Origin of the sequence: Collinsella sp. AF15-51, from assembly GCF_003462845.1 — a bacterium.
In the GTDB taxonomy this organism is placed as follows: domain Bacteria; phylum Actinomycetota; class Coriobacteriia; order Coriobacteriales; family Coriobacteriaceae; genus Collinsella.
This window is the reverse complement of record NZ_QRYG01000013.1, coordinates 33,541-59,834: the sequence shown is the minus strand read 5'-3', so window position 1 is coordinate 59,834 and position 26,294 is coordinate 33,541. Positions and strand designations below refer to the sequence as shown.

23 protein-coding genes are annotated in these 26,294 nt (G+C 56.0%); 1 reads left to right on the top strand and 22 read right to left on the bottom strand.

Annotation, left to right across the window (positions count from 1 at the left end):
- The 22 genes from DWW51_RS07340 to DWW51_RS07240 all read right to left on the bottom strand — a co-directional run.
- On the bottom strand, positions 1–3,245 hold a 3,245-nt coding region (locus DWW51_RS07340; protein ID WP_117774040.1), incomplete at its 3' end, for a VaFE repeat-containing surface-anchored protein.
- A gap of 87 nt (positions 3,246–3,332) precedes the next feature.
- Complete coding sequence (locus DWW51_RS07335; RefSeq protein ID WP_117774039.1) at positions 3,333–3,956, bottom strand: hypothetical protein; 624 nt, start codon at positions 3,954–3,956, stop codon at positions 3,333–3,335.
- 24 nt (positions 3,957–3,980) lie between these two features.
- A complete protein-coding gene (locus DWW51_RS07330) occupies positions 3,981–4,511 on the bottom strand; it encodes a hypothetical protein (protein ID WP_117774038.1) in 531 nt (176 codons plus the stop codon).
- 149 nt (positions 4,512–4,660) lie between these two features.
- On the bottom strand, positions 4,661–5,419 hold the full coding sequence (locus DWW51_RS07325) for a DUF4313 domain-containing protein (RefSeq protein WP_117774037.1): 759 nt from the start codon (positions 5,417–5,419) through the stop codon (positions 4,661–4,663).
- A gap of 21 nt (positions 5,420–5,440) precedes the next feature.
- A complete protein-coding gene (locus tag DWW51_RS07320; protein WP_197032211.1) occupies positions 5,441–7,609 on the bottom strand; it encodes a type IA DNA topoisomerase in 2,169 nt (722 codons plus the stop codon).
- Between the two features lie 82 nt (positions 7,610–7,691).
- A complete protein-coding gene (locus DWW51_RS07315) occupies positions 7,692–8,441 on the bottom strand; it encodes a hypothetical protein (RefSeq protein ID WP_117774035.1) in 750 nt (249 codons plus the stop codon).
- Positions 8,442–8,640: 199 nt separating this feature from the next.
- Positions 8,641–9,255, bottom strand: coding sequence for a hypothetical protein (locus DWW51_RS07310; RefSeq protein ID WP_117527881.1), 615 nt, complete (start codon positions 9,253–9,255; stop codon positions 8,641–8,643).
- Positions 9,256–10,362, bottom strand: coding sequence for a hypothetical protein (locus DWW51_RS07305; protein WP_117774034.1), 1,107 nt, complete (start codon positions 10,360–10,362; stop codon positions 9,256–9,258). It abuts the gene before it with no gap.
- A 34-nt stretch (positions 10,363–10,396) separates the two neighbouring features.
- Positions 10,397–11,359 (bottom strand): hypothetical protein, encoded by a 963-nt coding sequence (locus tag DWW51_RS07300; RefSeq protein ID WP_117774033.1) that lies wholly within the window; start codon positions 11,357–11,359, stop codon positions 10,397–10,399.
- Positions 11,360–11,417: 58 nt separating this feature from the next.
- Positions 11,418–11,657, bottom strand: coding sequence for a hypothetical protein (locus DWW51_RS07295; protein ID WP_117774032.1), 240 nt, complete (start codon positions 11,655–11,657; stop codon positions 11,418–11,420).
- A gap of 28 nt (positions 11,658–11,685) precedes the next feature.
- Positions 11,686–11,841, bottom strand: a complete 156-nt coding sequence (locus tag DWW51_RS10240; RefSeq protein ID WP_156058773.1) for a hypothetical protein — start codon at positions 11,839–11,841, stop codon at positions 11,686–11,688.
- Positions 11,842–11,970: 129 nt separating this feature from the next.
- Positions 11,971–13,239, bottom strand: coding sequence for a hypothetical protein (locus tag DWW51_RS07290; RefSeq protein ID WP_117774031.1), 1,269 nt, complete (start codon positions 13,237–13,239; stop codon positions 11,971–11,973).
- A 120-nt stretch (positions 13,240–13,359) separates the two neighbouring features.
- Complete coding sequence (locus DWW51_RS07285) at positions 13,360–14,424, bottom strand: type IV secretion system protein (protein WP_197032210.1); 1,065 nt, start codon at positions 14,422–14,424, stop codon at positions 13,360–13,362.
- A 34-nt stretch (positions 14,425–14,458) separates the two neighbouring features.
- Positions 14,459–15,322, bottom strand: a complete 864-nt coding sequence (locus tag DWW51_RS07280; RefSeq protein ID WP_117774029.1) for a hypothetical protein — start codon at positions 15,320–15,322, stop codon at positions 14,459–14,461.
- A gap of 22 nt (positions 15,323–15,344) precedes the next feature.
- A complete protein-coding gene (locus DWW51_RS07275; protein WP_117774028.1) occupies positions 15,345–17,117 on the bottom strand; it encodes a glucosaminidase domain-containing protein in 1,773 nt (590 codons plus the stop codon).
- Between the two features lie 41 nt (positions 17,118–17,158).
- Positions 17,159–19,915 carry a VirB4-like conjugal transfer ATPase, CD1110 family gene (locus DWW51_RS07270; RefSeq protein WP_147344057.1) on the bottom strand — a complete coding sequence of 919 codons (2,757 nt, stop codon included), beginning with the start codon at positions 19,913–19,915 and terminating at the stop codon, positions 17,159–17,161.
- Positions 19,836–20,273 (bottom strand): PrgI family protein, encoded by a 438-nt coding sequence (locus DWW51_RS07265; protein WP_082430262.1) that lies wholly within the window; start codon positions 20,271–20,273, stop codon positions 19,836–19,838. Before DWW51_RS07265 ends, DWW51_RS07270 begins: the two co-directional genes overlap by 80 nt.
- A gap of 18 nt (positions 20,274–20,291) precedes the next feature.
- A complete protein-coding gene (locus DWW51_RS07260; RefSeq protein WP_082421059.1) occupies positions 20,292–20,516 on the bottom strand; it encodes a hypothetical protein in 225 nt (74 codons plus the stop codon).
- A gap of 29 nt (positions 20,517–20,545) precedes the next feature.
- On the bottom strand, positions 20,546–20,740 hold the full coding sequence (locus tag DWW51_RS07255) for a hypothetical protein (protein WP_117527907.1): 195 nt from the start codon (positions 20,738–20,740) through the stop codon (positions 20,546–20,548).
- 64 nt (positions 20,741–20,804) lie between these two features.
- Positions 20,805–22,838: a VirD4-like conjugal transfer protein, CD1115 family gene (locus DWW51_RS07250; RefSeq protein ID WP_197032209.1), complete on the bottom strand. Its 2,034-nt coding sequence runs from the start codon at positions 22,836–22,838 to the stop codon at positions 20,805–20,807.
- On the bottom strand, positions 22,828–23,364 hold the full coding sequence (locus DWW51_RS07245; protein ID WP_117774025.1) for a hypothetical protein: 537 nt from the start codon (positions 23,362–23,364) through the stop codon (positions 22,828–22,830). Before DWW51_RS07245 ends, DWW51_RS07250 begins: the two co-directional genes overlap by 11 nt.
- Before the next feature lie 11 nt (positions 23,365–23,375).
- Entirely contained in the window at positions 23,376–24,848 is a 1,473-nt protein-coding gene (locus DWW51_RS07240) for a hypothetical protein (protein WP_147344055.1), read from the bottom strand.
- 603 nt (positions 24,849–25,451) lie between these two features.
- On the opposite strand from DWW51_RS07240, the gene DWW51_RS07235 reads away from it, so the two are divergent.
- On the top strand, positions 25,452–26,255 hold the full coding sequence (locus tag DWW51_RS07235) for a PD-(D/E)XK nuclease family transposase (protein WP_197032208.1): 804 nt from the start codon (positions 25,452–25,454) through the stop codon (positions 26,253–26,255).
- The last annotated feature ends 39 nt before the right edge of the window (positions 26,256–26,294 follow it).

Below are 26,294 nucleotides of genomic sequence, written 5' to 3'. Positions count from 1 at the left end.
TCGGTGACCTTCTCGTAGAGGGTGCCGGAAACCTTGTAGGTCTTGCCGGGAGTCACGTTCATGTAATGGACGGTATCGACGATGGTGGCATTATCCTCGCCGATGAGGTTCTTATCACCATCAAGGGCATCCGTTGCGGTAGTGGAGAGCTTGGGCTTCGTGATGATGACAGTCTGGCCGGAATCATTCACGTCGGCATGGGAAGCAATCTCCTTGTCGTTGTGGGACAGGGACTCGAAGGCAACGAGAGAGGTACCTTCCTTGAGCAAACTGCCATCGAAGTAGAAGGTCACATCGACGTTTCCGTAGGAGTCCTCTGCGGTGAAGTTTGCTTCCGCAGTGACGGGGGTACCGTTCTTGTCTTTGAATACCTTCTTCGTGACCTTTCCGTTCTTGTCAAGAACCTTCTCATAGAGGGTACCGGTGACCTTGTAGGTCTTACCGGGGGTCACGTTGTTGTAGTGGACAGTATCGCGGACAGCGACATTTTCCTCACCCGTGACCGTCTTGTCACCGTCGGCAGCATCGACGGCGGTGGTGCCGATAACGGGAGCCTTCACGGTAACGGTCTGGTCAATGTCGTTGATATCCTTGTGGTCGGCAATCTCGATACCGTTCGTGGCAACAGTCTCGAAGGCGACGAGCTTGGTGCCGGTCTTGATGCCGCTGGCATCGAAGGTGAAGGTCACGGTCGTGGTACCGCTTTCGGCTTCCGCCGTGAACTCCGCAGTCGCGGTGACGGGGGTGCCGTCGGCATCCATGAAAGCCTTCTTGGTGGATTTGTCCATAAGGGTTCCCGAGAGCGTGTAGGTCTGCCCGGCGGTAAGCCCGGTGTAACGGACATAATCGGTAACGGTAACATCATCCTCAGCGGTGACGGACTTGTCATTGTCCGCATCGTCCACAGCGCTTGTCGAGAGCTTCGGCGTAAGCACGGTCACCTGCTGGGAAACGTCGGATTTGTCCCTATGCTCGGCGAGCTTCGCACCCTTTGCATCGGTAAGCGTCTCATAGACCACGAGGGTCTTCCCCTTGAGGTCGTAGGAATCGAAAGCGTAGTCAAGCGTGACGGAACCTGCGGAGTCCTCAGCCGTGAAGGTCTTCTCGGCAGTGATAGCCTGACCGTTAACCGTGACGGCATCGCCGGTAGCGGCATCATGCAGCTCACCGATGACGGTGTAGGTCTTACCCGCGACGAGATGGCTGTACTCTACCTTGTCGGAAATCTTGACGGTGCCGACTCCGACGTAATGGTCGCTATCAGAAGCGTCGTAGGCGGTGGTGTGGATTTCCGGCTCCGGGTCATCGAAGGTGCCGAGGTCGATGGTCTTGGCATCACGGGTCACGGTAACAGTCGTGTTGATGAGCGCATAGCCCTCATTAGCGGAGCAGCGAAGCTCTTCGACGGAATAGGTGTCAAAGGGCAGGGCACCGAGCTTGTTGTCCGCCTTGACGGCATCGGAGGTGGAAGTGGTGCCGTTCCCATCGAGCACGCTGTTGTTGCCGAACCAGAAACCGGCGTTAGCATCGAGCTTCGTGCTGTCGATGGTGTCGCTTGCGGTCAGCGCCCAATCGTTCGCGTTGGTGTTCGAGTCATGCGCGTTCCAAGAGGACGCGGAGCTGAAATAGCCGTTCTCGTCGGTCACGGCGATATGGGACTCACCGGTGGTGAGAGAGGTCACCTTGAAGGGCACACCGGCTAGGTGCGCGGAACCGTTATCGGCCTTTTTCGTGAACTCGATATCGGAGCGGTAGACCTGCTCGGCAACCTTCGGGACGTTGTAAGTACGAACGGCACCTGTGGTCGGATTCTCCTGAATCTTCTGGAAAGACACATCGTCAGACTTCACATAGCCTGCGGGTGCCTTGGTCTCACGAATGACGACAGTACCGCGCGGGATGCACGGGTCGTTATTAGAGTTGTAGTAGAAGGCATCGCCGGAAACAAAATCGTCGGCCTTGAAGTTGGCGATTCCGTTTTCGTTCGTCTTGAACGTCCAAGAACGCGTCGGCTTCACGTCGGCGTTCTTAAGGTCATCGTAGCTCTTGTAGTCAAGGGTGGCATAGTAATCGACGGTGAACTCAGCACCTGCAAGGGTGGCGGAACCCTGCGGGAGGTTGCCCGCGCCGTTATAGGTCTTCTGGCCGTCGTATTTACCAAGGAGCATAGCCATAGGGTCATTTGCGGGATTGTCGCTGACTGAGAGCTTCACAGGCGAGGATTCGCGATTCGCGCCGGAAACATCTGCGGTGTAAACCTGCGAATCGGTGAAATATCCCTTGGGAGCCTTGGTCTCCTTCACATAGTAGCGTCCGGGATTGAGCGAGACGGTGTTCGCGTTCCCGCTTGCGTTCGTCGTAAGGGTCGCTACCTTGTTCGAGCAGTTGGAGTCAGTGTAGACCCCATATTCGGCACCTGCGAGGGAGTAGCAGTCATTGGCATCGGTAAGGGTCTTATTTGAGGAGTCCTTATGCAGTGTCAGATATCCCTTGTGCAACGTCTTGATGACACGGTAGTAGCGAACGGGATACTTGGGCGTGATTTTGGAAATCACGTTGCCGCCTGCGGAGTTCGGAAAATAGCCCTTTACAATTCCGTCTGCGTGGCTGGAAGAGTGCCAGAAAAGGTCTTCCGAGCTGTTGCTGCCCCAGAAGAAGCCGATATGGCAGTCTGAATTGCTATGATTCCAGTCCACCGGCTCCATGTAGATGATATCGCCCTTCTCAAGGATACCGGACGCGAGCATCTGCTCTTTGGAGCTGAACGTGTAGCTGACGGCATTGTTGTCGCGACAATACTCTTCCCATTTGGAGGCATTCGCTTCGTTGCCCCTGTTGTAGCCGTCCTTGGCGGTATAGTTTCCGATGATGGATGTGTTCGCTCCGCAGGCACGGAGGACGGCAACCACAAAACCGGCGCAGTTCATATAGGCACCGCTACCGTACTCACCCTTCGGTTTCCAGCAGTCCCAAGTGCCGATTGCACCGCCCTCGCCATGAGGCCCTTTGTTGCCGTATGGCGTGGTGAGGTAATACTCGTCGTTCTCGTGCTGGGAGAGCACGGACTCGACCGTCTTGGTGGCACCGAGTGCTTGGTCGATGGTCTGACCGGCAGAATAGGCGCTAACACCCGATTTCTGCGCGGCATAGGCAAGCCCGGTGGGGCACGCCGATTGGAAGATGAGCACTGCGGTCATGACCGCAGTGAGCACCTTAGATTTCTTGATTCGTCCGAGAATCTTCATGTGTTCTTTTCTCCTTCCTTGTTTGCGTGGTTTTTTGTAGCTTCGTTGGTGGTTCGTTTGAACTGCGTTTCTCGTTGCGTTCTATCTCTAACCGAAGTCATATCCGCCGATAGCCCCGGTGTTGTCTTCCTCGTTTTGCCCTTCCCCATCATCGTCTGCGAAGCCCTCGTCCTGAGAGATTTCTGCATCGCGGATGCGCTCGATGGCGGATTCGGTGTAGCCCATGATGCGGGCAATCTCATCATCCGGGTACGTCGGGTGCGCATGTTTCAAGTAGTCGAACACGGCGATGGCGCGACGGTTGATGGATTGCACTGTGGCATCGGAGTAACACAGCTGCTCCATGGCGAAGAACCGCTCGCCGTTTATCAGCTCATCGCCCTCCCGCCACAGGAGCTTTTCGCCGTCCTTCTTGAGCCAGACTACATCGTCCAGCTCATCTGGCGAGACGAGGAGCATGGCGCTCCCGACCTGACGGGTGGCGGCGGGAACCTTGGTGCCCTCAAGGGTCACCTGTCCGCCTGCGTGCTGCGGATTTCCGTCATACCAGTGCTCTGCGAGAATGATGCCGTTTTCCTCAAGGGCACCGAGGTAGAGGTTCCAGTCGGTAAGGATGTTCGTTCCCTTCGCGCGGAACGGCTCGGAGTTCGTCTGGGCGGATGAGTCGAACTTCTCGTAGCGGAAGGACTTGTAGAGCACCTCGATTACCATGAACTGTCACCTCTTTCCTCTGTACTACTGGGCGATATCCTGCCCGGTTCGCGACTTGGTGGACTTGGCGGGGTCATCGCCTGCGAGCGCGTCCTTCCCGGTCTCCATGTCGCGTGCTTCCCCCGCAAGGCTCACGCCGTCCTTGGCGGCGGCACGCTCTGCGGCTTTTCCGGCCTTATAGGCATCCTGCGCCACCTTGAGTGCGTGGGTGAGGTCGGTGGCCTTCACCTCGTAGCGCTGATACGGGTGCTCGGCATCGTCCTTCTTCCCCGTCCAGATGGGCACCGGCTCGTCCTTCTTGAACGAGACCGTGGCGCGTCCCTTCTCAAGCATGTCCTTCTTCATGTAGTCGGAGAGGAACACATCGGTTGAGAAGCCGCTCACGTCGATGCCGTTCACCTTCGTCCCCTTGGGGAAGGAAACGAAGCACTTCTCGAAGGTGCGCCCGTCGCTTGTCTGAATGTCGTGGGGCGTGAGGAAGGCGGCGGGCATGTTGATTTTGGCGTAGTTGTCTGCCTTGGGAGCCTGCTCTGGCTCCGGTGTCTTCTTGGGCATGTTTTTCCATCCTTTCTGTCTGTGCGGAACGGGTAGTCCCGCGCGGTGTGTATACGGTACCCGATTTTAGCACAATGGTGTGTTTTGGCTGCTTGGGATAGCTGTCGGCGAACGGATGCAAGTCCGGTTCGAGTGAAATCGGCTCATGCCTATCGCACCCCCTTCACATGGTTCATGGGTTGTTCCGCGCAGTTCGCGTCGCAGGTTTCGAGCACGGCGCTCCCGGAAGCGCAGTCATGGGATTCGGCGTTCAGGTCGTAACCGCTTTCCAAGGCATCCGTGAACTCGCTGCCGTATACGTTTTCGAGTGCCGCGCGGCATGTATCGCGCACCTCGGCAAGGCTCATATGGTCTGCCGATGCGAACTCGTTTAAGTCGCGCATGTTGTCCATGACTTCGGTATCGAAGGTGAAGGCCGGGTAGGAGCAGAACCCCGAGCGCATGAACTGGCCGGTGAAGGCTCCGAGCTGGGAGATTTTCGAGAGCATCGCTTCTCCCATGTTATTGGTGTCGAGGAAAACGGTCGCGTCCTGTTGCAACGGGGAACCGAAGTTCACGGTGACGCTGCTCCAAGGCTGTCCGAACGATTCGTCGGTGGGGTCAGAGAGATAGGCGGTCACTGCAAGGTTCCCGTCCGCATAGGACTCCCTGACGAGTTCGACCTGCTGGGTGTATCCGAAGGCATCGAAGGAGAACTCGATGCCCGATTTCTCGCTTCCATTTCCTTGCAGATTCCCGGAAAGCATGTCCGGGGAGAGCGGTATGGCAGGGCGGTCTGGTGCGGATGTGGTCATATCGTAGGGTACTTCCGGGGTCTGGGCTTCGGGCGCGTGGGGCATGGAAGCCTGCCCGAAATCCATGTTCCGAATATCCTCGGGAAGCATATCCGGTGATAGGAGTGTTGCCATGTCATTCCTTCCTTTCTGCCGCTACCTGCGGCCTTTTTTCGTGGGTTTTCTCGGTGTGAAAATGGGTTCTACCGACCCGTCCTTTTGAAGAACAACTGTGCAATCGAAGGTCTTTCCGGTCTTGGACTTACAGCCCCTTAGCGAGACCGCCTTCCCGTCAAGAAGGGATGCGGCCTGCTTCTCGGTGAACTTCTTGGTGCAGAAGCCGAACAGCTTGAACCCGCAGCCCGAGACCTCCTTCCAAGTGCCGTCCTCCTGCTTCTCGTTCTTGATGGAGGAGCAGGCGTAGATGGTGCCGGTCTTTATAACGTCCTTGCCGCACCTTGGACACTTGCCGACCACGGCCTTTCCGGTACCTGCGATGGATGCGCCCACGTAGGCGGTCTCGCGGTGGTGATTGAAGACCTTGATGACGGAATCTTGCAGGGCGTTCACGTCCGCCTTGCCGTCTGCGATATCCTGCTGGATGAGCCACCATCTTGCAGTCACGTCCGCGCCGCGAATCTCCGGCGGGAGGAGTGCGTAGAACGCCTTGGCCTTATCGGTCGCTCGAACCTTTCCCTTTTGTTCCTCAAGGTAGCCACGGGTTTTCAGACCCTCGATGATGGAGGAGCGGGTGGCCGTCGTTCCGATGCCGCCGTGTTCCCCCTTCTTACCGTCATCCTTGCGCTTGAGGATTTCGCGGATTTCCGGGTCTTTGACGTACTTCGCGATGGATGCCATGTCGGTGATGAGGGTGCCCTCCGTATAGGGTGCTGGCGGGGTGGTCTCCCCTTCCGTGATTGAGCAGGAGATACCGGCGAGGGTGTGGCTTCCTGCGGGAACCCATGGGTTCCCCGTATCGGAATCCTCTCTGACACGGCTGTTCGAGATGTTCGGGAAGACAGCCGTGAACCCAGCGTCCGAAAGGCGCTTCGCTGTGAGCTTAAGCGTTCCGCCGTCCACGCTTACCGTGCTCTCGCTCACGTCGTACACGGCGGGAGGAAGAAATTGCACCGCATAGCGCTCGCAGATGGCGGTGTAGACCTTGGCTTCGTCCGGTTCCATCGCGGACACGGGCGCATCCGCTTCCTGCGGGATGATGCCGTGGTGGGCGGTCACGTTCCCATCGTTGAACGCCTTGGAGTGGAGCCGGTAATCCAAAGGCCAGCGCACACCGAGGTTCTTCATCGCCTGCGCAAGGACTGCCGGTGCCTGCTCTCGGTGCTCTTCCTTGAGGTATTGGGAATCGGAGCGGTTGTAGGTGATGGCTTTGTACTTATCACGCAAATCCTGCGTGATTTGCTGAGTCTCGGCGGCAGTGAAGCCGAAGCGCTCGCTCATGTCGGAAAGCAGCACGGTCAAGTTGTAGGGAAGCGGCGGGTTCTCCTGCTTTTTCGATACGGTCGTTTCAAAGTGCAGGTCGCGTCCGACGAGCTTTTCCTTAAGGGCTTCCAGCGTATGCCGCTCGAACAGATGCTTCTCACCGGCAAGCAGCTCCTTTCCCGGCAGATACTTGAAGGTGAGTTCTCCGGCATCCGAATCACCGCTTGCAAACAGCTCGTAGAACTTTCGAGTGACGTGGTGGGCGATGGCTTCGTCGCGTTTCACCACAAGCCCCAGCGTCGGGGTCTGCACGCGTCCGACGGTGAACAGGCCGTCGAGACGCTTGGTGGCGAGTCTCGTCTCGTTCACGCCGAAGCACATATCCGCCATCTGTCGGGCATAGGCGGCGTTCCCGGCACCACGGCAGGAGTCGTTGGGCACGAGCTTGTCGAATGCCTTCACGATGTTCTTCTCGATGTTGTCGTTCACGTAGACGCGCTCAACCTTACCGGTATAGCCGAGGTAGTCCAGAAGCTCGTCCACGATAAGCTGCCCCTCATCGTCCGGGTCACCGGCGGCGATGACGGAATCGCAGGTTTTAAGGAGTCCCGCGATTTCCTCCACAAGGCTCTTCTTGTCCTCAGTAGGCTCCTTCGGCCAGTCGTGAACCTCGATAGGGAGTACGTCTAGGCTCCAAGGATTTCCCCATTTTGGGTCGATGGCATCCGGTTTTACCAGTTCCAAAAGGTGGCCGGCGCAGGCACAGACTGTGTAGCCGTTTCCCGAGATGGGAAGGCGGGCGCTCTCGGACACCTCTTTTCCCGTGATGGCGCGGGCGATATCGCGGGCGAGCATCGGCTTCTCCGCGATGACTAATTTGCTCATATGGTTTTCTCCTTTCTGCTTCATTCAAGGGACGAAGGTTAATATCCCCTATCCGGCCGGTAATCGTTAACGGCCTGCGTATCTATCCAAGGCACTTCGGGCGTTGCAGAATCCTGTCAATATCGAGACCGGAGCAATTTCCCGCAAGCGGAAGCCCGGATAGGTCTTCGAGCGCTTCGATTTTCCTGCCGCTTACGAACACGAAGGCATTCATATCCCGTAACAGGGCGAAGTAACGGATGAAGTTCTGTCTGCTGTAGACGCTCAAGACCATATTCGTCTCAACTTCGCGCTCCCCGTAGTTTCCCGTGCCGTCCGGCTTGATGCCCGCGATGAGCGGGGTGTCGTAGGCATCGGTCGCGAGAAGGATGGCAAGCAGAACATCGTCCCTGGTCGGGCTGTTGGCGAGAACCACCGGGGAAGCAAGAAGCTCGGGAAAGCGCTTTACCTGTTCGATGGAGAAGCCGTGCCGGTGGGGGTTGTAATCGGATTTCGGCGTGAGAGCCTGAAAGAGATGCTTCTGCGTGTAGAGCATGGGGCGCTGCTCGAACCCGGTCTTCAAGAATATCTCCGGCGTATCGCAGACTTTCAGGGCATCGTAGGGGTTGTATGCGCCGCAGGCGGCAAGGTCAACTTCGTGTCCGAACCGCAGGTACTCGCTGCATCTGTTCGCATGGGCTTCTTGTGCGCTTGCATTTCCGTTCCCATCCTTAAGGCGGGCGATGCCGCACGTGTCGAGATAAGTCAGGCGTTCATCATCCGGCATTGCCACGGAGTTCTCGTACTCGCAGATGGTAGCGATAATCTCGAAGTCTTTTTCTCCTTTCGTCATTCGCACCTCCCGTTCTTTCTCGCGTTTGTGGAGATGCCGCTCCCATACGGGATGCGGCATCCTGTCTTTCTGTTTTTTGTCACTTCGTGTTCTATCCGATGTTCTGGTTATCCTTTCCGGGCGCATCCCTTGCAGGCGCATCCGCCGCGAGCGCGTTCCTGCCGAACAGGGAACCTATCTCCTTGAAATTATCAGTCATCTATTTCACCTCCTTGCCCGGGTCAACTTCCGGTTCATCCTTAGTCTCCGTCTGGGTGTCGATTTCCTTCCGTGCAGAAGCCATTTCATGTGCTTCCTCGCCGCATCCATATTCCTCATCGCCAAGGGTGCAATCATCGAAGAAGTCCTTTGGCAAGTTCGCACCCATGACCATGTTCATCATGTTCAAGGCGGAGTCGGAGTTGGGGCACTGTATCCATGGGTAATCGTCCTTCTGTACGCGCCCGCGCAGTAAAAGCTCGCCGAGGGCTTGCTGCCATGGGGTGATATCGACTTCCCTGTTGTACAGCTGGAAATCGGTTATGGTCTTGCTGCCAAAGCAGGAAATCATGTCCGCGATATCGGAAAGCGGCACCTCGTCAAGGTCGATGGACTCGCAGGCCACCTTCCAAGCGCCGGTGGCATGTCCGGTCTCCGGGTCGCGGACTGGAAATGCGGTAGCCAGACTGACGATGGCACCAAAAAGTCCATTGGTTTTTTTCCTCTTTGAGAAAGCGAAGTTGTCTTGAATCTCCGTAAAGTTGTTGTCGAGATATTCATCTTCCAAACGGCTCCAATCGCCGAACCATTTGGGATTCGATATGTTGTTAAACATCTATTCCATCTCCTTGTTCTGATTGATTTTCGGGGTGCCATCAAGTCCCGCCCGCTCCGCAAGCGCTTCCTTGCCGGATGCCATGTCACGGGATTCGGACTTGACACCGGTTTCGGTAACTTGTGCCTTCTCGGGTTCCACCTGTGCCAGCAGATAATCCTTCATGGATTCCAGAGCCGGAAACGGGGTGCCGTCCCTAGCTTCCGCGAGCAGATAGCGCATCTGCTGGGAGGTAAGGGCTGGGGTGTGCATAAGGATTGTGGAGACCTTTGCCATAGTGGTATCGGAAAACTCTGCCGCCGTTGCATCGAAGACGGCCATGAGCTGTTGCGCGTTCATGTCCGCGCACGCCTGCATGGTCATCATGAGAAGTGGTGTGTTATACCCGCACCGGTTCACGGCATAGGCACAGGCGCTCATCTGCTCTACGGAGAGGGAAGCCGGGAACAGCCCTGCAAAGTCCGCATCGCTCAGGTCTGCAACCGGGGTCTGCCCGCGCATGGCGGTAAGAAGCGCGATTTGCTGCTCCGGTCTGTATTCCGGGTTCATGATACGCGCCACCTGCGCTTCGGTCAGCGAGTGCTCACCGGTATAGGGGTCATGACGTGCGTTTTCCATGGCGGCGGCGATGACCTCCATGCTCTCAGGGGTAAACGCGGGCTTCGCGATGGCGCGGACGGTCTCATAGGGGAGAATGCCTTGCAGAAGGAGGTTGTTGATGGTGAGCAGCTGGGAACGGGAGAGACGTTCCACAGGCAAATCGCTCCCCCCGTGCGCCACGACCAGATAGGCGGCTTCCATGCGCCGTGCGTCCATCTGCGGGTCTAGGAAGCGTGTGAAGTCTCCGCCCCTGATGGCTATTTTCGCGATGGCCGTCATCTGCGCTGCGGTGTACTTGGGGGTCGCGAGAGCATCCAGCACGTCTTCTCCCACCGCCGGGTTCAGCGCGGCGGCGATGATGGCATTGGCCTGAAAGCCGTTGTACTCGTGTTCGGTCAGGCGCATCGCGTCGGCTTCGGTTAGGCCACGGTCGATGGCCTGTTCGTACTGAACGAGCTGTTTGTCGGTAACGGTTTCCGGGTCGAATGTTTTTCCGTCAGGTGTCATAGGTGTCCTCCTTTCTGCTCATGGAACGGCTTTGTCACAGGGAGCCATCTGCCTTTTCCGCGCGTGTCGGGGCATCCTTCGTCTCCGACTGGCTATCGAGTTCGGTGCGAGCAGCCTTCGCGTCGCGGGCTTCGGATGCGAGAGATGCGGCAGTCGCTTCCGGCTCGGCGGATGTAGACTTCTCGGCTGCACGCATGGCTTCGGCGGGGGAAGCCCCGCCCATCAGCGCGAGGTCTACCGAACGCAGCTGCGCAAGGTCAAGCTCCGTCACGGGGAGGTCTTTGCCGCCGTGGAACAGCACGGAAACAGCCGCCTTAAGTGTCTGCTCGTCCATATTGCGAAAATCGAGGGGGTTCTTGCCGACAGAAGCGATATCCAGAAGACCGCGCATCTTACCGGACGAAAGGGTCTTGTCGGCTATCGTCTCAAGCGTCTCGGGCGAGACGTGCGGGTTACGGGCGGCTTCCATGAGGATATCCGCCTGCCTGTGAGAAAAATCATGCTTAGCAATCTGCGTAGCGATGGGAAGCGGCACATGGCTCTCCATCGCTTCCGCGTAACGGGGGTAGTCTACGTTTTCAGGCACCGTCGCAACGCTCTCCGGCACCGCTTCATAGGAGACGATATTTCCGTCGATGCAATAGCCGAGGTCGATGGAAAGATAGCTGTCAGCTTCCTTGGTCTCGGGGGAAAGCTCGCTCTCCTTAACGAGTCCCATGATGCGGTACACGTCCTCGGGGGTCGCACCGGAATCGAGAAGTTCGTGGAGGGTGTTCTCGATAGCACTGGAAACATCCTCCATCTCCGGGTCGGACGTGCGCTCACCGAGCGCGAAGCAGGGACGGGCGAAGTTGGTGTTCAGGGTATCGACGGTATAGACCCTGAGCGCATACTCCCCCGGAGCGTACCAGTAGTCCTCATCGTTGGAGTAAGTGAGCAGGAGGGAGAGGTCAACGGGAATCTGCTCCTGCCCAATCCAGAAGTCGTTATCTGGCATGGCAATCATCCTTTCTGTGTTTCTAGTTGTGCGGTTTGCTGGCTTTCTGTGGTTCTATCTAACGGGAGAGGTCGGGCTTTGCGACCAGATGCTCGCGGGAAGGTGCGGCAGATGCGCCTGCAAGCTGTTTGGAAGCTGCCATCATGTCCTTGGCTTCCCCGGAGAGGGAGATACCGCCACCGCCCTTTCCTCCGATGCTTGCACCCTTTGTCACGACGGCCTGAACGACCTCTTTTGCGGCCTGCTTGGCGGTATTCACAAGGCCGCTTCCCGTGCTGTCACCGAAATCTTCTGCCATGTTCATTTCTCCTTTCTTGCCAAAACGCCTAAAAAAGGTCGTTTTCGTTGCTGTCTCTCGACTCATTCAGTTTCCGAATCATATCGAGGGCGGCTTTCCTGTTCTCCGGGAGAGCGAAGCGCGATAGGGCGGCTTCTTTCGCTTCCCCCGAAAGGGAATAGCCGTCGAGGTCGGCACCGACCATTCCGCGCCTTCGTCTCCGTAGTAGGAGTCTTCGTCGAAGACGATACGCTCTTTCGGTTTCGGTTCCATAGAGTCTCCTTTCAGCAGAAAACGGGCGGAGCATTGCCCTCACCCGTTTCCATGCACATTTCTAACGGTTGTCGGTGTCTACAGGCGGCTGTGCATCTCTATCGTCCTTTTCCGGGGCATCCTTTTCCGGGGCGTTACCATCAAGCCCATCCCTGACGTTTTCCATATCGTGCGCTTCGCTGTCAACGGAAACCGCTTCCGGGTCGATATCGCACTCAGAAAGCTCGGTCTTCCACTGCTCGGCGAACACCGCGTCGTATCCCTTTTCGTTCACGGCGCGTACCGTATCCACACTCAGGATGCAAGGGTTTGCGCGACCTGCGATATCGTCGATATCCTGCCCAAAGTCGGTCGCGACTTCAGCGAAGTCCTCCCCGTACCGCTCCTCGAACGCGGCGCTTACGGCACCCATGATGGTATCCTTCGCGTCATCGGTCGGCGCATAATCCTCATCATAGGAGAGGTCGTTTAAGATTTCGTCTGCAAGGCTTTCCCGGATGGCATAGACCCCCATATCCCTTAGCTGGTCGAGGGTGCCGTAACGGCAGATATCCTCGCGATGGTCGTAGAGGTCAGACTTGAAGCACTCGTACTGCGCCATCTGAACCATCTTGTAGATATCGCCCTTGCAGCCTTCGAGAAGGCCGTCGAACTCGGCTTGTTCCAACCACTCCGTGTGGTCTGGAAGCCACGAGAGAAGGGCATGGTAGTTGCTATCGACCTTATAGTCGGCAGTTTCACTGAACGCGTTGGTGAGGTCACCGTCGAAATCAAAATCCTCCACCTCGTCGCGCAAGTCTCCGAGGTCAAGGTCTCCTTGCAACTGTGTGATGGTAACGAAACCCTCCGGCAGCTTCGGATGGTCATAGGCATACCTCGCGGCCGCTCCGGATGCGGCCTTCTCGACCAGAGTGTCTACCTCGTCCCCATACTTTGTCAGGGTTTTGGATATCTCTTCGATTTCCCAGCCGGAAAGGTACAGCTCGTCCTGCATCCACAAATTCGTCTCCTTGCAGGAGTTGTAAGCACGGAGGGCGGCAGATGGCTTTACCCCCTGTGCGTAGAGCTTATCCACAAACTCGTCAGTGGAGTACTTTTGCAAGGTGAGGACATCGTCTGCGAGGGCGGAGAAGACCTGCGTGACAGTCGGCTCCCCAAAAGCCCTCGGGTCAGATACGAAGGTGGTGGAGAAGTCCTTTCCGCCTTTGGAGAGGGTGAGCAAGTATTTCACGTAGTAGTCTGGGGCAACGGTGTCCCTTTCCCGCTTCGTAATCTTCATCTGGAAGCCGGACAGAAACTTAGCCACTGCTTCCGTAGTGTCGTATGTCATAGCGCGTTCCTTTCCATCGGAAGCCGATGCTTGGCTCCCAATAATAACTTATTAAGGGGAAGGGGCGCACCGTTTTCGGCACGCCCCTTCGGTGAGTGGTAGCAGGTTTTCGGTAAGCGTTTACGCGCCGAGGATTTCCTTCGCCCAAGAGCCGGACTTTACAAGCCCCATCATGGTCGTGATGAGAACGGCGATAGTCTTGATGATGACACCGAACGAGTCGAATGTTTCTACGCCCTGTGCGAGTCCAAGCATCTCAGCCTTTCCAAGTCCGCCGGAAACCGCGAGGGCGGTCACAAGATGCGGGTAGAGGTAGAGGATGAGAACCATGACCACGCCTGCGAGGGCTGCTGCCGCAAAGTTCTTGAGGTAACCGATTCCGATTTGCTTCGTCTCCTCGAAGCCGAGAAGGGAAATGGGAATCGGAGAGAAGGCGGCATAGACATAGAGCTGAACGGAACGGCCGAGGGCAACGACCATCGAAATGGCATAGAAAACGAGTCCGACCACCCATGAAATGAGTCCGAAAATCAAAAGGAGGAAGCATCCGCCGAACGTAGCGTCGGCTGCATCATCCTTGGTCATCTCGATTCCGGGTTCATACCAGTTTTTCGATTGCAGCTTGTCCGACACGTTACCAACGAGGTCGTTGAAGATGCCGTAGATGGCGGAAACAAGGTCGAGGGCGTTGTCGATGAAGTAGCTGAGGATGCAGTAGGTCACCACGAGGAATACGATATCCTTCACGGCGGGAAGGGTGCTCGTCGCGTCGATGCGCTGGCTAATCTTGATGAGCTGCATCAGCATGAAGAGACCCAGGATGGCATGGGCAACGGGGATGACCCCGGCCTGATAAAAGTCCTTTATCACGCCATACGGCTCGGTTGTTCCGAAAAGCTCGTTGAACGGCCCGGAAATGAACCTCGCATCAAGCGTCTGGTTGATGACACCGAAATAGGTGTTGAAGAGCGTGGCAGCGATTTGGAGAAGCCACGTTTTAATCATGTTGGGGATATCAAGGAAGTCCCCGATGACACCCGCGTAGGCCGGATGGGGAATGAGGAGCACGAGTGCGCAGGCGGCGAAGAGCGCGAACGTGCCCATAAGACAAGCCTTTCTCCTGCGCAGGGGAACCGTCTTCGTCTCCTCCCGCTGTGCGGCTTGTAAAGTCAGTTGTTCATTCATAGAGATTCCTTTCTGCCTGCATGGCGAAGCTGCCCTAGCCCTCGAAGGAGAACTCGCCCGTGGACTGCTCGTAAACGCAGGTGACGGAAACAGAGTTCGAGTCGTTGAGCTTGAAGTCCGTGGTGATGACCCCGTTCTCATAGTCGAGGTTCACGACTTTCTGCCATGTAGCTTCGGTGACAGAAGGGTAATGGACGGCGCACCACTTGGAGAGGGCGGTGGTGACGGCCTTCTCATCCCCGCCGAAGAGTTTCGTGACCTCGCTGTTCATGCCCTTCACGGTAATGTTTGCCACCGCTTCGGCACGCTCGTATGCGGTGTTTTTCTGAGCGAACATCGTAGAGCTTGTAAGGGTGGAGATGGTGTTCTCACCGGGGGTCTTGGAATCGGAGTTCACCGCAGCACCACTGCCATCCGTGTAGGTCACGATATGAGTGCCGGTATCGGTCTCGAAGACGATGGTATAGAGATAGCCGCCGTACCCATCGGAGGTCTTTTCCACGCGGGAGATGGCATAACTATGGACGGTCGGAGTTCCGTTCACCGTTTCCACGTAGGAGTCATCGGCAAACTTGAGGGTGTAGCGCCCCTCGCTTACCGACCAGACGGAAGAGGAGAGGGTGTCGATGAGTTCCTTGGCATCGGTATCGTATCCCTTGATGATTTCCTTCTGGGCATCGGTAAGCTCCACCTTCCCGGTTTCCTCCTTCGTCTTCTTCTCAGCGGCTGTGGTAGCGTCCGTGTTATTTCCTGCGTGCTGCTCCTTTGCGGCTTCCGCGCGGTGATGCGACACGTTGATGGCGCTCATGGCAGAGCCGCAGGTGAACATCAGGAGCAGGCACAGGGCGATGACGGAAAACTTCTTGTGTTCCGCCATCCATGCTTTCAGTTTCTTCATAGCAGGTATCCTTTCTGGTTTCCTAGCGCCAGTCCCATGGATAGCCGCAGACAACCCATCCTCTTCCGTTTTGGGAAACCCAATCGGACAGGGAGATGGTGCGCAGACCGGAGTAAATGCTATCCATGACCTTGCCGTCACCGATATAGATGCCGACGTGCCCGTAAGCGTTACCGGCGGCGGTATTGGAGCCGTATTGGGCGGAGATGAGCATTCCTACCTTTATCTGGGAGAGGTCGGTGGTGGCGCGTTTCTGGCTGTAATTGGCACCGTATCCCTGATTGCCGAGCTGTGTATTGCCATTGCCGCCGACGGCATGACCGGCTCTTGCATAGACCCTTGTTGTCCATGTGGCGCAAAGGTCGGCTCCCGGCCATGGAGTCTGTGAGCAGGCGTTTACGATATCCTTCTGCCACTGGTCGGCGCTCTGGTAGTCCTGCCCGCCACCGGGAATGAGGGTGGTGCCGGAGTACCGATTCTTGAACTCCTCTGCGGTCATGGAATCGAGCTGCGCGACGAGCGGATAGGATTGGCAGATGGAACGGTACTGGGCGATATAGCTGTCCTGCGACGCGGTGTAGTACCCACCCTCGCCGAGGGCACGCAAAAAGAGTTCGGAGTTGTTGGTGTCGATGGCCTTCTGGTAGTTAGGGACACGAGTGTAGTTGGATTGCTTGTACAGGTGCTCGCACCGGTATTTCATGTACGAATCATCGTCTTTGAAGACGGCGAAATCCGCGTAGGTCTTGTAGGCAGAGCCGGAAGCACTGTATTCGGTGGTGAGCATTTTAACGGAACCCGTGATGAGTCCGCCGTAGTCATAACCGGCATATTTCACGCCGCCGTAGTTGTGGTACAGCCGCCCGAGGTCGGAACCGGAGTCCGAGGTGCCGTTCTCAATCATCATCTGGCCGAGGAGCGCCGAAGCGGGATATCCGTACTGCTCGTGGGCGTTCAGGCACGCGAGCACGAGGTCGTAGGTGACCCATGCGGGCATCCCGTCAAGGGATGCGCTCTTTTGCTCCTCATCGGCGGCACCTCCACCGACAACGGAAATCAAACCGAAGGCCAAGATGAAGGCAATGATGAGTGGAAAGAATTGGGAGATGGCACCGGCAAGCGATGAAAGCATTCCCTTGATGCCACCGGAAAGAATCGTGAGCGCCTTTTTCTTTCCAGCTTGCGCCGCAGCATTCTCGTAGACGTTCCGATGGAAGTATTTGGAGAACTGCATCCGTTTCTGGGCAGCTTTTTTATCCAGTTTCTCGGTGCGGTATTTCTTTTCCGAGAGGGCACCGAGAGAGTCTTTCTTTTCAAGTGCATCCTTACCGGAACGAAGGTGCTTTCTCGCCTTTCCGGCAAGTTTCGCGCCGGTGTGCGTGGTTGCGACCAAATCGTCCGTGCCTTCCAGCTCGGAGTCTTTGAGAGCGTTGTGGGCAGCTTTTGCGGCTACACCCTTTGCACCACGTTTCAGGCTCTTATTCAGATTGTGGCGAGACTGCACCTTTTTCGTGAGGGCATTTTTTCCGGTTAGCTGGCTACGGGATTTTCCGTCAAGGGCATCGGCGGCGGAAGTCTTCTTACGTTTCCTTGCGATGGCATCGAGGGCGGTACTTCCCGCGCCGTGCGTGCCCTTCTTGCCGACGGAATAGAGGTCACCCTTTAAGGCTTTGGCGCTCTTATCTGCCTTTTCCACCAGACCGGTATTGACGGCATCCGTCTTTTCGGTCTTGAGGAGATTACTCATGGCTTTCTCACGGTCGTTTCCGCCGGTCGTGAAATCCGAAGCCTTCATCTGACGTTCACCGTCCTTTCCGGGGTCTTCTTACTGGGTTATCAGATAACGGGTTTTGCATCTTTCTTGTCCCCAAGCCCCGTCTTCTTCGTCTCATTGGGGTTCGTGGAGAACAGGTCATAGAGAACGTTGCCGGACGGGAACTTGCCGCGAATCGGCACGCGGGCGTTTCCTGCGATGAGCAGGCCGTCACCCGGCTCTGCGGACTCGTCGATACATTCCTCCTCCTGCTCGGACAGGTTCAGAAGTTCCGCCCACTTCATGCGGTCGAGCGGGGACTGCTTGAGAAGCATGAGGAAGTCCGCGTTAAGGACGATATTTCGCGCCGCTTCGTTGGCGAGCATCGCCGTGGCGTTCTGACTGATACCTGTCAGCAAAAGTCCGAATTTTCGACCCTCATTCGAGAAGCGGGAGAAGTAGTTAAGTACCGTCGGGTACGCGAACATACTCTGCATCTCCTCGACGTAGAGCCATGTGCGGACGTTTCGCTTTGCATTGAAGTACATGCGGTTGCGGACGGCTTCGCAGACATTGATGAGGGCGAAGACCAGCATGGAATCCGGCAGGTCTTTCAGGTTGAAGTCCACGATGCGGGTGTTGAAATCGACGTTGCTCTGATGGTTGAAGAAGTTCATGGAACCCTTCACGAATCGCTCGTAACGGAGTGCGATGACCTGTGCCTGCTCCTCCGGCTGCTCGTTCGCGGCATCGTAGAAGTCCTGTAAGGTCGGCGGAAGATTGTCTCCGCGCTCTGCGGCCTTCTGGAAGGCAAGCTCGGTGCAGCGCTGTACGAGCGACTGGTCAACCTCAGAGAAGTTCGACCCGGCTTCGGCAGCGGAAGCGCCCGCCTGAGCTAACATCGCGTCCACCTTGAACGCAATCTGCTCGTTTCTCGTCATGTGTTCCACGGATACCGTATCGAAGGGGTTCAGATGGGTTCCGGTACCCACGCCGAAGTGGTAGGTGCTGCCGCCGTAGCGTTCGGCGATAGCGGTGTACTCGCCTGCACGGTCGATGACGTAAATCTCGTCCGTCGGATTGGAGAAGATGGTGCCCGTCATCTCGGTCTTGGTGAACATACCCTTACCGGAGCCGGTCTTGCCGCAGACGAAGCCCATCGGCGAGGTGAGCTTCTTGCGGTTGCAGACCACGAGGTTGCGGCTGTGCTTGTTCTGACCGTAGAAGTTGCCGCCCGCATCGTCAAGCTCCTGCGTGGCAAACGGAACGAGGATGGAAACCTGCGCCGTGGTGAACATGCGGGAGATTTCCACGTGGTTATGGCCGAGCGGGAGGATGGAATTAAGTCCCTGACGCTGGCGATAGTCATAGGTGTCAAGCTCGATGGAGTTCTGACGTGCCGTGGAGATGATGCGAAGTACCTGCGTATCCAGCGCTTCCTTGCTCTCCGCGTAAGTGTAGACAAGCCCCGTGAAGACATAGAGACGCTGGTTCTTGTTCTGCAAGTGGTCGAGCACGTCCTCCGTCTCCTCCTTGGAGTATTTCAGCTCCTGCGGGAGGATGGAGAAGTCATAGCCTTTGTTCACTGCCGAGCGCTGTTCCTCGATGATTTCCTTGTCAATCCATGCGGAACGGGTGCGCACGTAATTGATAGCCTTGGATTTATCCATGGGCTGCACGTACCACGTGATAGCCATGGGGATAGGAAGGTCTGCCATGTCGGCAAGTGCGCGGTCGGAAAGTTCCGAGCCGAACTTCTTCATCACGAGTACCTGTGCGTAGACCCCGTTATCGAGTTTTACGCAGTCGTTATAGTGGCCGTCCGGGCGGAAATCAATCTGCGTCGGTGCGATGCAGTCCTTGGTAGTCTGTAAGCGCTTGGCGGAAATATCGCGCTGGTAATCGAACAGGAACGGCTTATAGGGGTTTAAGAGTGAATGGATGACAGAAAGGCGCTGGGTGCCGTTCATAAGGTGTGCCTTGCTGCCGATGGAGTTTAGGATGCGGGAGGATTCGACCTCGATACGGGAGAGCTGACGCGCTGCATCTTCTGCGGTGTCTGCCGTCACGGAATAGGTGAGGTAGCGGTTCCTGCGGATGTTGCTGACCCCCTCCTTCACCTTATCGTTCAGGATGTTGTTGAATACCTGCGCGTCGTTCCTTGCAGCATCGTTTGCCTGACGCTCCGGGTCGAAGAACTTTCGATGACCGACCTCTTCCTTGAGGAGCGGCGTGTTGATGACGCTCATCTGCACGAGCGTATCCGCACCGAACTGGTCGTAAAGGCGGGTGATGGCAGAGAACATGGCTTTCTGCTGCTCATCGCGCACCGAGTGGTAACTGGTGTCATCGAAGGCGATGGAAGAGGAGAACATCCCCTCCTCCACCTCACAGATGCCGTCCTGATACATCTTGTTGTAGCCGATGTAGTTCACCACGTCTTTCGCGGAGTCGCGCTTCTTTCTGGCATCGGCCATCTTATCGGACAGCTCCTTGTCCCTGTCCTTTAACTGGGACTTGATGGAGCTGTAGGTCTTTTTCGCTTCCTTCTCGGCCTTCTTGGCTTCCTTTTTCCTGCGCTTCATCTCGCGCTTGGCGTGCTTCTTCTCCTTTCGGGTCAGCTTTCCGGCACCCTGCGTGACGTGTGCGACCTGAGAGATGGCATCCATGTCGATAGCGCCGGTATCGGAGCGCAGGGGCGCGGTGTTCCCGAACCCGTCACCGGATGCGTGGACGAACGCGTCCACGTCAAATGCGGCGTTAAGAGATGACCCGTCCTGCCCTTGGGGAGTAGGATTCGATGCCGCGAAGGTTTCCCTGCTTTCGGTAGTGTTTTCCATAGATAGTTCCTTTCTGCTTGCTGTTTTCCGACTCAGAGAGAAGTCCCGCAAGACGCATGGACGGCTTGTAGAAGATGCGGTCGTTCGTGAAGTTTGCCTTAAGCCAAAGCGGCGCAAACTGCTCGAAGGGCATCCCGCAGGGCTTCACGAAGCCCACGCACCAAAACGGCAACGAGACGGCGTAGATAAAATAGGTGCAATCGCTGACGTTCAGCCCCAAAACGAAGTAGATGTAAAGCCCGGCAAGTACCGAGACAGAAAGCGCACCCGTGATGGATACCAGGGTGCGCATGGTCATCTTGCCTACGATTTTGGGCTGATACTCGGCGATATCCTTGTGTACTGCTACAGAGAGCATGTTAGATATCGCTCCTTTCTAACCCGCGAGGGAACCCCAGTTGATACCGGTCTTGAAGTACACGGCAGCACCCACGACGATGGCACCGCCGATAATCATGGCGAGGGCACCGGAGAGCTGACCGCCGCCGCCCTGCATACCGTCCTTGATGGTAAGACCAAGGTTCACAAGGCCGAAGACGATGAGGATGCCGCCGAGGGCGGTCACACCATCAGAGAGAAGGTTTTTCACGTTTTCCAGCATGGTTGATTCCTTTCTTGTTTACTTGTTTTCTAGTAACCGTACAGATGGGCAAAGGCGATACAGGTAAGTCCCGCGACGATGATTGCAACGGCTTTGCGTATCTCCCCGCCCCCGCCGCGAAGAAGTCCCGCGAGGGTCATCCCAAGATAGATGATTCCCACGACGGTGAATGCGCCCGCAGCGGTTCCTATCGCCGGGGCGGCGAGTTTGACGAGTGTTTCCAAGTTCCTTCCTCCATTCGTCCCCTTTCTGCCTTTTTCGCGTGGCATTTCTCTTAATTATAAGTGACTACCGGTTTAGCAATATGCCCAGAAGCCCCTTCCTTGATTTTTTCCATGCCGCCCACTTCCACGCTGTGAACTCCGCACCCATATCCTCATCGGGGGTGTACGGCTCGCAGCCGTTTTTCAGATACCGCTCGAAATCGAAGGAGTTCTTATGCAAACGCTTCCAGTTGCGCTTATCCACGATATAGCGGTATCGCTTATGGGCGTGGGGGTCGTACTTATCATCCATGAGCGGGTTGGTACCGGCGATGAGCAGGATTGCCTTTAGGCGGCTCATCTTGCCGATTTCTGCTGCGTCGATAAGGTCACGACCCTGAATCTGCAAGTTCTTACTGGCGCTTGAGGACTGCCCCGTGGACTCGTTATAAGTCATCTGATGGATGGTCTGCTTGCCAATCATCTCCGCAATCTCCTTGTTGGTGGAGTTGGACTTGCCACCGAGGAAGAGCGTCGAGTCGCAGCAGTCGATGATGGTCTGCGCCTTCTTATCGTATTTGCTTTCCAGCTGGCTCATGGATTGCAGGATGATGGTGATGCCGATGTTACGGGAACGTGTGACCGCGATGGTCTCCTCAATCTGCGGGATGGTGCCGATGTTGGCGAACTCATCGAAGATGAAATGCACCGGGGTCGGGAGTTTCCCGCCATAATCCGAAAGGGCTTTTCGGCACAGCTGGTCGATGGTCTGCCACATGAGGATGGCGAACAGGAAACTGAGGGTCTTGTCGGTATCGGAGAGGATGCCGAAAATCGCCACCTTCGCATCCGGGTCACCAAGGGTGTCAATCTCCATCTCGTCATAGGTCAAAAGCTCGCGCACGCCGTCCGTCGCGATGGGCGCAAGGCGCACGTTGCAGGAAATGAGGATGGATTTTAAGGTCTTTCCTGCGGCCACCTTGAAGTTTTTGTAGTTCATCAGGGCGAAGTCCTCGTCGGCGGAAAGTCCCCCGCAGTCGGCGGGCTTCACACCGTCGGAGTTGCGCTTGAACTTACTGGGCACCCAAGACCAGCCGTTATCTGCCTGCTTGGTGCCAAAGCTCCTTGAGAGACCGGCATTTCCCGCAGTGTCAGGAGAAGAGCCGTCGTTTTGCTTGTATTTCTTGCCCTCCTCGATTTGGAGGAACATGAGGTCAAGAGCGGACTTGAAGTTCTCATCGTTCTCTCGTGCTTCCGCAAGGGAGAGGAGCGTGAGAAGCGAGGACATGTTGTAGTCTTTTGCCGGGAACCAGTCACGCAACAAGGCGATGAGCGCCGTGTAGAGCATCTTCTCCGCGTTCTCCCAGAACGGGTCACCGCTCGATTTTCCCTCGGGGTTCGTGTTCATAATGAAGCAGTTCACAAAGGAGAGGATATCGGTATCCGTCTTCACGTACTTTAACGGGTTGTAGTGCATGGACTCATCAAGGTTGATGGTATTGAAGCTCTTGAGCTTATAGCCGTTGTCCGTGAACAGGTATCCGGCATCCTTAAGAAGGGTTCCCTTTGGGTCGGTGACGAAGTAGCTGGTGTTGAGCTGGCAGATGTTCGGGGTCACGTAGTTAAAGGTCTTACCGGAACCAGAGCCGCCGACCACGAGGACGTTTAGGTTGCGGTCATATTCCGGGTCGAACTTGGGGCGGTGCAAGGCAAGGCCAAAGTTCTTGGTGAAGAGAAGATTGTTGTCTTCGGTCTGCAAGTCCTTGAACTTCTTTCCTTCCTTCAAAGTGCCCCAGCGGGCGGAACCGGATTCTTCGCCGGAACGATAGTTTCCGATGAACGCCACGTAGCGAAGCCAAATCATCCAGATAATGAGAAAGCAAGCCCCGCCAAACAGCAGGGAGTTACTGGTCATATCGAGGGCAAACGGTGCATCCCCTATGGTCTCCCACATGGTGAGCATGGCATCGCCCAGATGGTCGAAAATCTGCCCCGGATAGGTGACGAGGGTTTCGGCATAACGGTCACCGAGATAGAAGAAGACCGTGGCGATGACGAGGGTGCCGAGCGCCGAGGTGGCAATCTTCTTATTGATTTCCGGGTTCGCGCTATTTGCCATATGCATCCTCCTTTTCCACTTCTTCCAGCACAAGCAGGAGCGTGGTCACAATACTCGTGCGCGTCTCCCGCGTGGCCGCGTGACGGAATCCTTCATAGCAGGTGAGCGAAAAATCCTCGGACACATCAATACCGTTGGAATCGCGCGGAGTGAGACCGTCGCAACGGGAAAGGGCGGAAGGCTCCCAAAGGGTCGTGATGCCATCTTCCGATTTCACGCGCTTGCACCCGGACTTCATTTCATAGAAAAGGTTGTCGAGGGTGGTATGGGTCTCGTTGTCCTTTGGCAGGGCGGCATCAAGAAGGGAGATGAGGTTTCCGATGGTACGCTGGGAAGGCTCGCACCAGTCCCTTAAATATCCAAGGGCTGCCATCAGAAGAAGTTTTTCCGTCTTCTTAAAGAAGTCCCCATCTGAATCGGAAAGGTTCACGACGGATTCCGCGATGGTCTCGATATCGCTGTCCGACTCCATGGTAAGAAGCGGGGAGCATTTCAGCCTGTCCGGCAATTTGTCTTTGAGTGTCATGGTCTATCTCCTTACAATGCATCTTCGTTCTTAAAGGGCAGGTCAGTCCTTCGTTCCTGCGAGATTTCCTGCGACTTCGTTTCCGTTTCAATTTGAGTTTTAGCGGCGGTCATGTCGCGGGCTTCTCCGGTGAGGGAATAGGACTCGGAATCATATCGCTGCTCCTCGCGAATGTCGGAAGGACGAATCTCACTTCCGGTCTGCTCCGCATCCATGACGGCGGTGCGGGAATCGGTATCTGCACCATCGTGGCTCTCAATGCCGGAGTTCGGGTCGGGCGTGCGCCCGTCGTTATCCATGGAACCGTCGGATGCAACCGGCTCTAGCATCTGCTGTTCGTCACGCATCTGCTCCTGCGTCAGACGCGCATTCTGCATGGCAAGGTCTCCATCCGGGAGGGTGCCAGCTTCCTTCGGGGTATTCTGCTCGAACCAGTTATGGGTCACATCGAGGTCGTACCGGTTCTTTAACGTCTCCGCAGAGACCGGCCAGTCACGACCACGTTCATACGCCGGTACCGAACCGTCCATATTCAGACTTGCAGGCTCGTAGGCCATGACCTCGCCCTTGCTGGTTTCGGTCACGCCGAAGCCCTGCGCGTTCATCTTGCGCTCGAAGTCGGAAAAGTCCGTGCAGTCTTCCCTTGCCTTTTGGGCAGCGTTTCGGATGTTCTGGGTATGGATGGCGGTGTCCTCGGGACGAAGTGTGGCAACCCTATCGCTACGGGCAGGTGCATCCTTTCCCGGCGCGTCATAGGTCTTTTCCGGGGCATCCGTTTTCACCTGCGTCGCATGAACCTTGTAGGGGGCACCGACGGAAATCACATCGAAATCCTCATGGGTTTCACGACCAACCATCTCGGTAAGCTCCTTGTGGGAGTAGCCGGAGAAGAAAATTGAATCGTCGATATTAAGGTTTTCGGTATCCTGCTCGCTAAAGAGCATATCGTAAGTCTCGTCTGGTGCATCCTTGTAACGGATGGTGACCGGAATGACCGTTACGTCCTCTGCCGGGAGGTCGGGATAGCTTGTCAGCTCTGTGAGGGAATCCATGGTCTTCTTATCCACGGGTTCCGCGTGATTCAGTGCATCGGTGATACGCTGCTCATCGAGACGCGCCATCACGTCCTTAAATTGCGGGGCATACCCTGCAACGGTTTCCGCATCTTCGCGTGCGAAGGCAAGGAACCCGTTTCCCCGTTTGTCCGTGTAGGCGGCGGCATAGGTACCATTCTCGCGGCATACCTGCGCATAGTAGGCGGCTTCCTCGGAAGTACCAAAGGGCACGACCACCTGCTCACGAGAGGATTGTTTTTCAGCCATTGCTTTTGCGGCTTCGGGAGTGTTCCCCTCCTTCTTATAATGGCGCTGCCACCAGTCGAAAGCACGTTCCCTGCCACGTCCGAACCGCAAGTAGTTCTCCGTCTGCCTTGTGACGAAGTTTAGGAGGGCGTTTCCCATGTCATCGCCGAAATCCTGAGCCATGTGGCATCATCCTTTCTTTTCCGATTTCCTGCTTTTTGAAGCGGCAAGAATGCCGTCTCCTTGGGGACAGATTATAACGCAGGCTATTTTTCTATCCCTCTGCCCTATACACGAACGTGCAGGTAAAAACTGCCAAATGCACGGATGCCGATGATAGAAAAAGACACCATTTAGCATCAAATGAACCCATTTGCACCTATTTGCGAACGTTGACCCTTTTCTCGTCCGGGTAGAGGGATTCGCCCCTCAACCATCCCGCCCACAAATCTTTCATAAATCCGCAGGCGGATTGACGGAAACATTTGGAACGGAAAAGTTGACCGGCTCCGACTCCCGTGCATTCGCCTTCGCTGCCGCGATGCGCCGGACGCAGGAAAAGCGAGGGGCTTTCCCGCCGGGCACCGCGACCGCTCATTATATGCACGGAGATTGCTGAAATGGGGCGCTGCCCCAAACCCCGGCCACTCCGCGCAAGCCGCAGGATTTTGCCCTTTCGGCGGGGAAAATACAAGTCTTGAATGTTTACCGGCTTTCTTGTAAAATATATATATAGCAAGATGGTTGATACCTTCTTGTGAGTCGAACAGGAGGTGGTCTTCACCGATGAATCAGGAAGAAACGATGCTTAAGCATAAGGAGAGATACAAGAAAACGATTAAGAATCTGACCGTGATGAGCGATATTTTCGCGCGGAATGTATTCAAGGATAAGAAAGCCTGCGAGTACGTTCTTAGAATCATCATGGAGGACAAGGATTTGACCGTCATCGACAATGAGACGCAGGTGGATTTCAGAAACATGCATGGCAGAGGTGTCGTGCTGGACTGTGTGGCAAAGGATGGAAGCGGACGCATCTTCAACGTCGAGATACAGCAAGACGATGAGGGGGCGCACCCGAAACGTGCCAGATACAACCTCGGGATGATGGATTCCAACGTGCTGGATACGGGAAAGAACTTCGATAAGCTCCCGGAGACCTACGTGATATTTGTCACCTTGAAGGACGCGCTTGGATGCGGACTCCCGATAGCCCATATCGACCGGATAATCCGCGAGAACGGCAAGGAGTTCGGGGACGAGGAACACTTCATCTACGTGGATTCGAGCAAGGACGATGGCGGCGAGCTTGGAAGACTGATGCACGATTTCCGTGTGAAGGAAGCGAAAGAGATGCAGGCAGGAGCCTTGGCCGACCGCGTGCACGAACTGAAAGAGACCGAGAAAGGGGTGGAACATATGTGCAAGGAAATGGAGCAGCTTTGCGATGAAAGAGAACTTGAAACGAAGAAGAATGTGGCTTACTCCCTCGCTGAAAAGAAAATGAGCGTTGAGGATATTGCCGAGGTTATAAAAGTAAATATTGAAACAGTAAAGAGCTGGCTCGCAAGCACAACAGCGGCAAGATAGTTAGCCGCATAAACAGGTTCACGGTTTTATGGCTCTGCG

Bases quoted from the DNA above. Each gene is read 5' to 3' on its own strand.
- DWW51_RS07335 (WP_117774039.1), bottom strand. From the start codon at position 3,956: ATGGTAATCGAGGTGCTCTACAAGTCCTTCCGCTACGAGAAGTTCGAC.
- DWW51_RS07330 (WP_117774038.1), bottom strand. From the start codon at position 4,511: ATGCCCAAGAAGACACCGGAGCCAGAGCAGGCTCCCAAGGCAGACAAC.
- DWW51_RS07325 (WP_117774037.1), bottom strand. From the start codon at position 5,419: ATGGCAACACTCCTATCACCGGATATGCTTCCCGAGGATATTCGGAAC.
- DWW51_RS07320 (WP_197032211.1), bottom strand. From the start codon at position 7,609: ATGAGCAAATTAGTCATCGCGGAGAAGCCGATGCTCGCCCGCGATATC.
- DWW51_RS07315 (WP_117774035.1), bottom strand. From the start codon at position 8,441: ATGACGAAAGGAGAAAAAGACTTCGAGATTATCGCTACCATCTGCGAG.
- DWW51_RS07310 (WP_117527881.1), bottom strand. From the start codon at position 9,255: ATGTTTAACAACATATCGAATCCCAAATGGTTCGGCGATTGGAGCCGT.
- DWW51_RS07305 (WP_117774034.1), bottom strand. From the start codon at position 10,362: ATGACACCTGACGGAAAAACATTCGACCCGGAAACCGTTACCGACAAA.
- DWW51_RS07300 (WP_117774033.1), bottom strand. From the start codon at position 11,359: ATGCCAGATAACGACTTCTGGATTGGGCAGGAGCAGATTCCCGTTGAC.
- DWW51_RS07295 (WP_117774032.1), bottom strand. From the start codon at position 11,657: ATGGCAGAAGATTTCGGTGACAGCACGGGAAGCGGCCTTGTGAATACC.
- DWW51_RS10240 (WP_156058773.1), bottom strand. From the start codon at position 11,841: ATGGTCGGTGCCGACCTCGACGGCTATTCCCTTTCGGGGGAAGCGAAA.
- DWW51_RS07290 (WP_117774031.1), bottom strand. From the start codon at position 13,239: ATGACATACGACACTACGGAAGCAGTGGCTAAGTTTCTGTCCGGCTTC.
- DWW51_RS07285 (WP_197032210.1), bottom strand. From the start codon at position 14,424: ATGAATGAACAACTGACTTTACAAGCCGCACAGCGGGAGGAGACGAAG.
- DWW51_RS07280 (WP_117774029.1), bottom strand. From the start codon at position 15,322: ATGAAGAAACTGAAAGCATGGATGGCGGAACACAAGAAGTTTTCCGTC.
- DWW51_RS07275 (WP_117774028.1), bottom strand. From the start codon at position 17,117: ATGAAGGCTTCGGATTTCACGACCGGCGGAAACGACCGTGAGAAAGCC.
- DWW51_RS07270 (WP_147344057.1), bottom strand. From the start codon at position 19,915: ATGGAAAACACTACCGAAAGCAGGGAAACCTTCGCGGCATCGAATCCT.
- DWW51_RS07265 (WP_082430262.1), bottom strand. From the start codon at position 20,273: ATGCTCTCTGTAGCAGTACACAAGGATATCGCCGAGTATCAGCCCAAA.
- DWW51_RS07260 (WP_082421059.1), bottom strand. From the start codon at position 20,516: ATGCTGGAAAACGTGAAAAACCTTCTCTCTGATGGTGTGACCGCCCTC.
- DWW51_RS07250 (WP_197032209.1), bottom strand. From the start codon at position 22,838: ATGGCAAATAGCGCGAACCCGGAAATCAATAAGAAGATTGCCACCTCG.
- DWW51_RS07245 (WP_117774025.1), bottom strand. From the start codon at position 23,364: ATGACACTCAAAGACAAATTGCCGGACAGGCTGAAATGCTCCCCGCTT.
- DWW51_RS07240 (WP_147344055.1), bottom strand. From the start codon at position 24,848: ATGGCTCAGGATTTCGGCGATGACATGGGAAACGCCCTCCTAAACTTC.
- DWW51_RS07235 (WP_197032208.1), top strand. From the start codon at position 25,452: ATGAATCAGGAAGAAACGATGCTTAAGCATAAGGAGAGATACAAGAAA.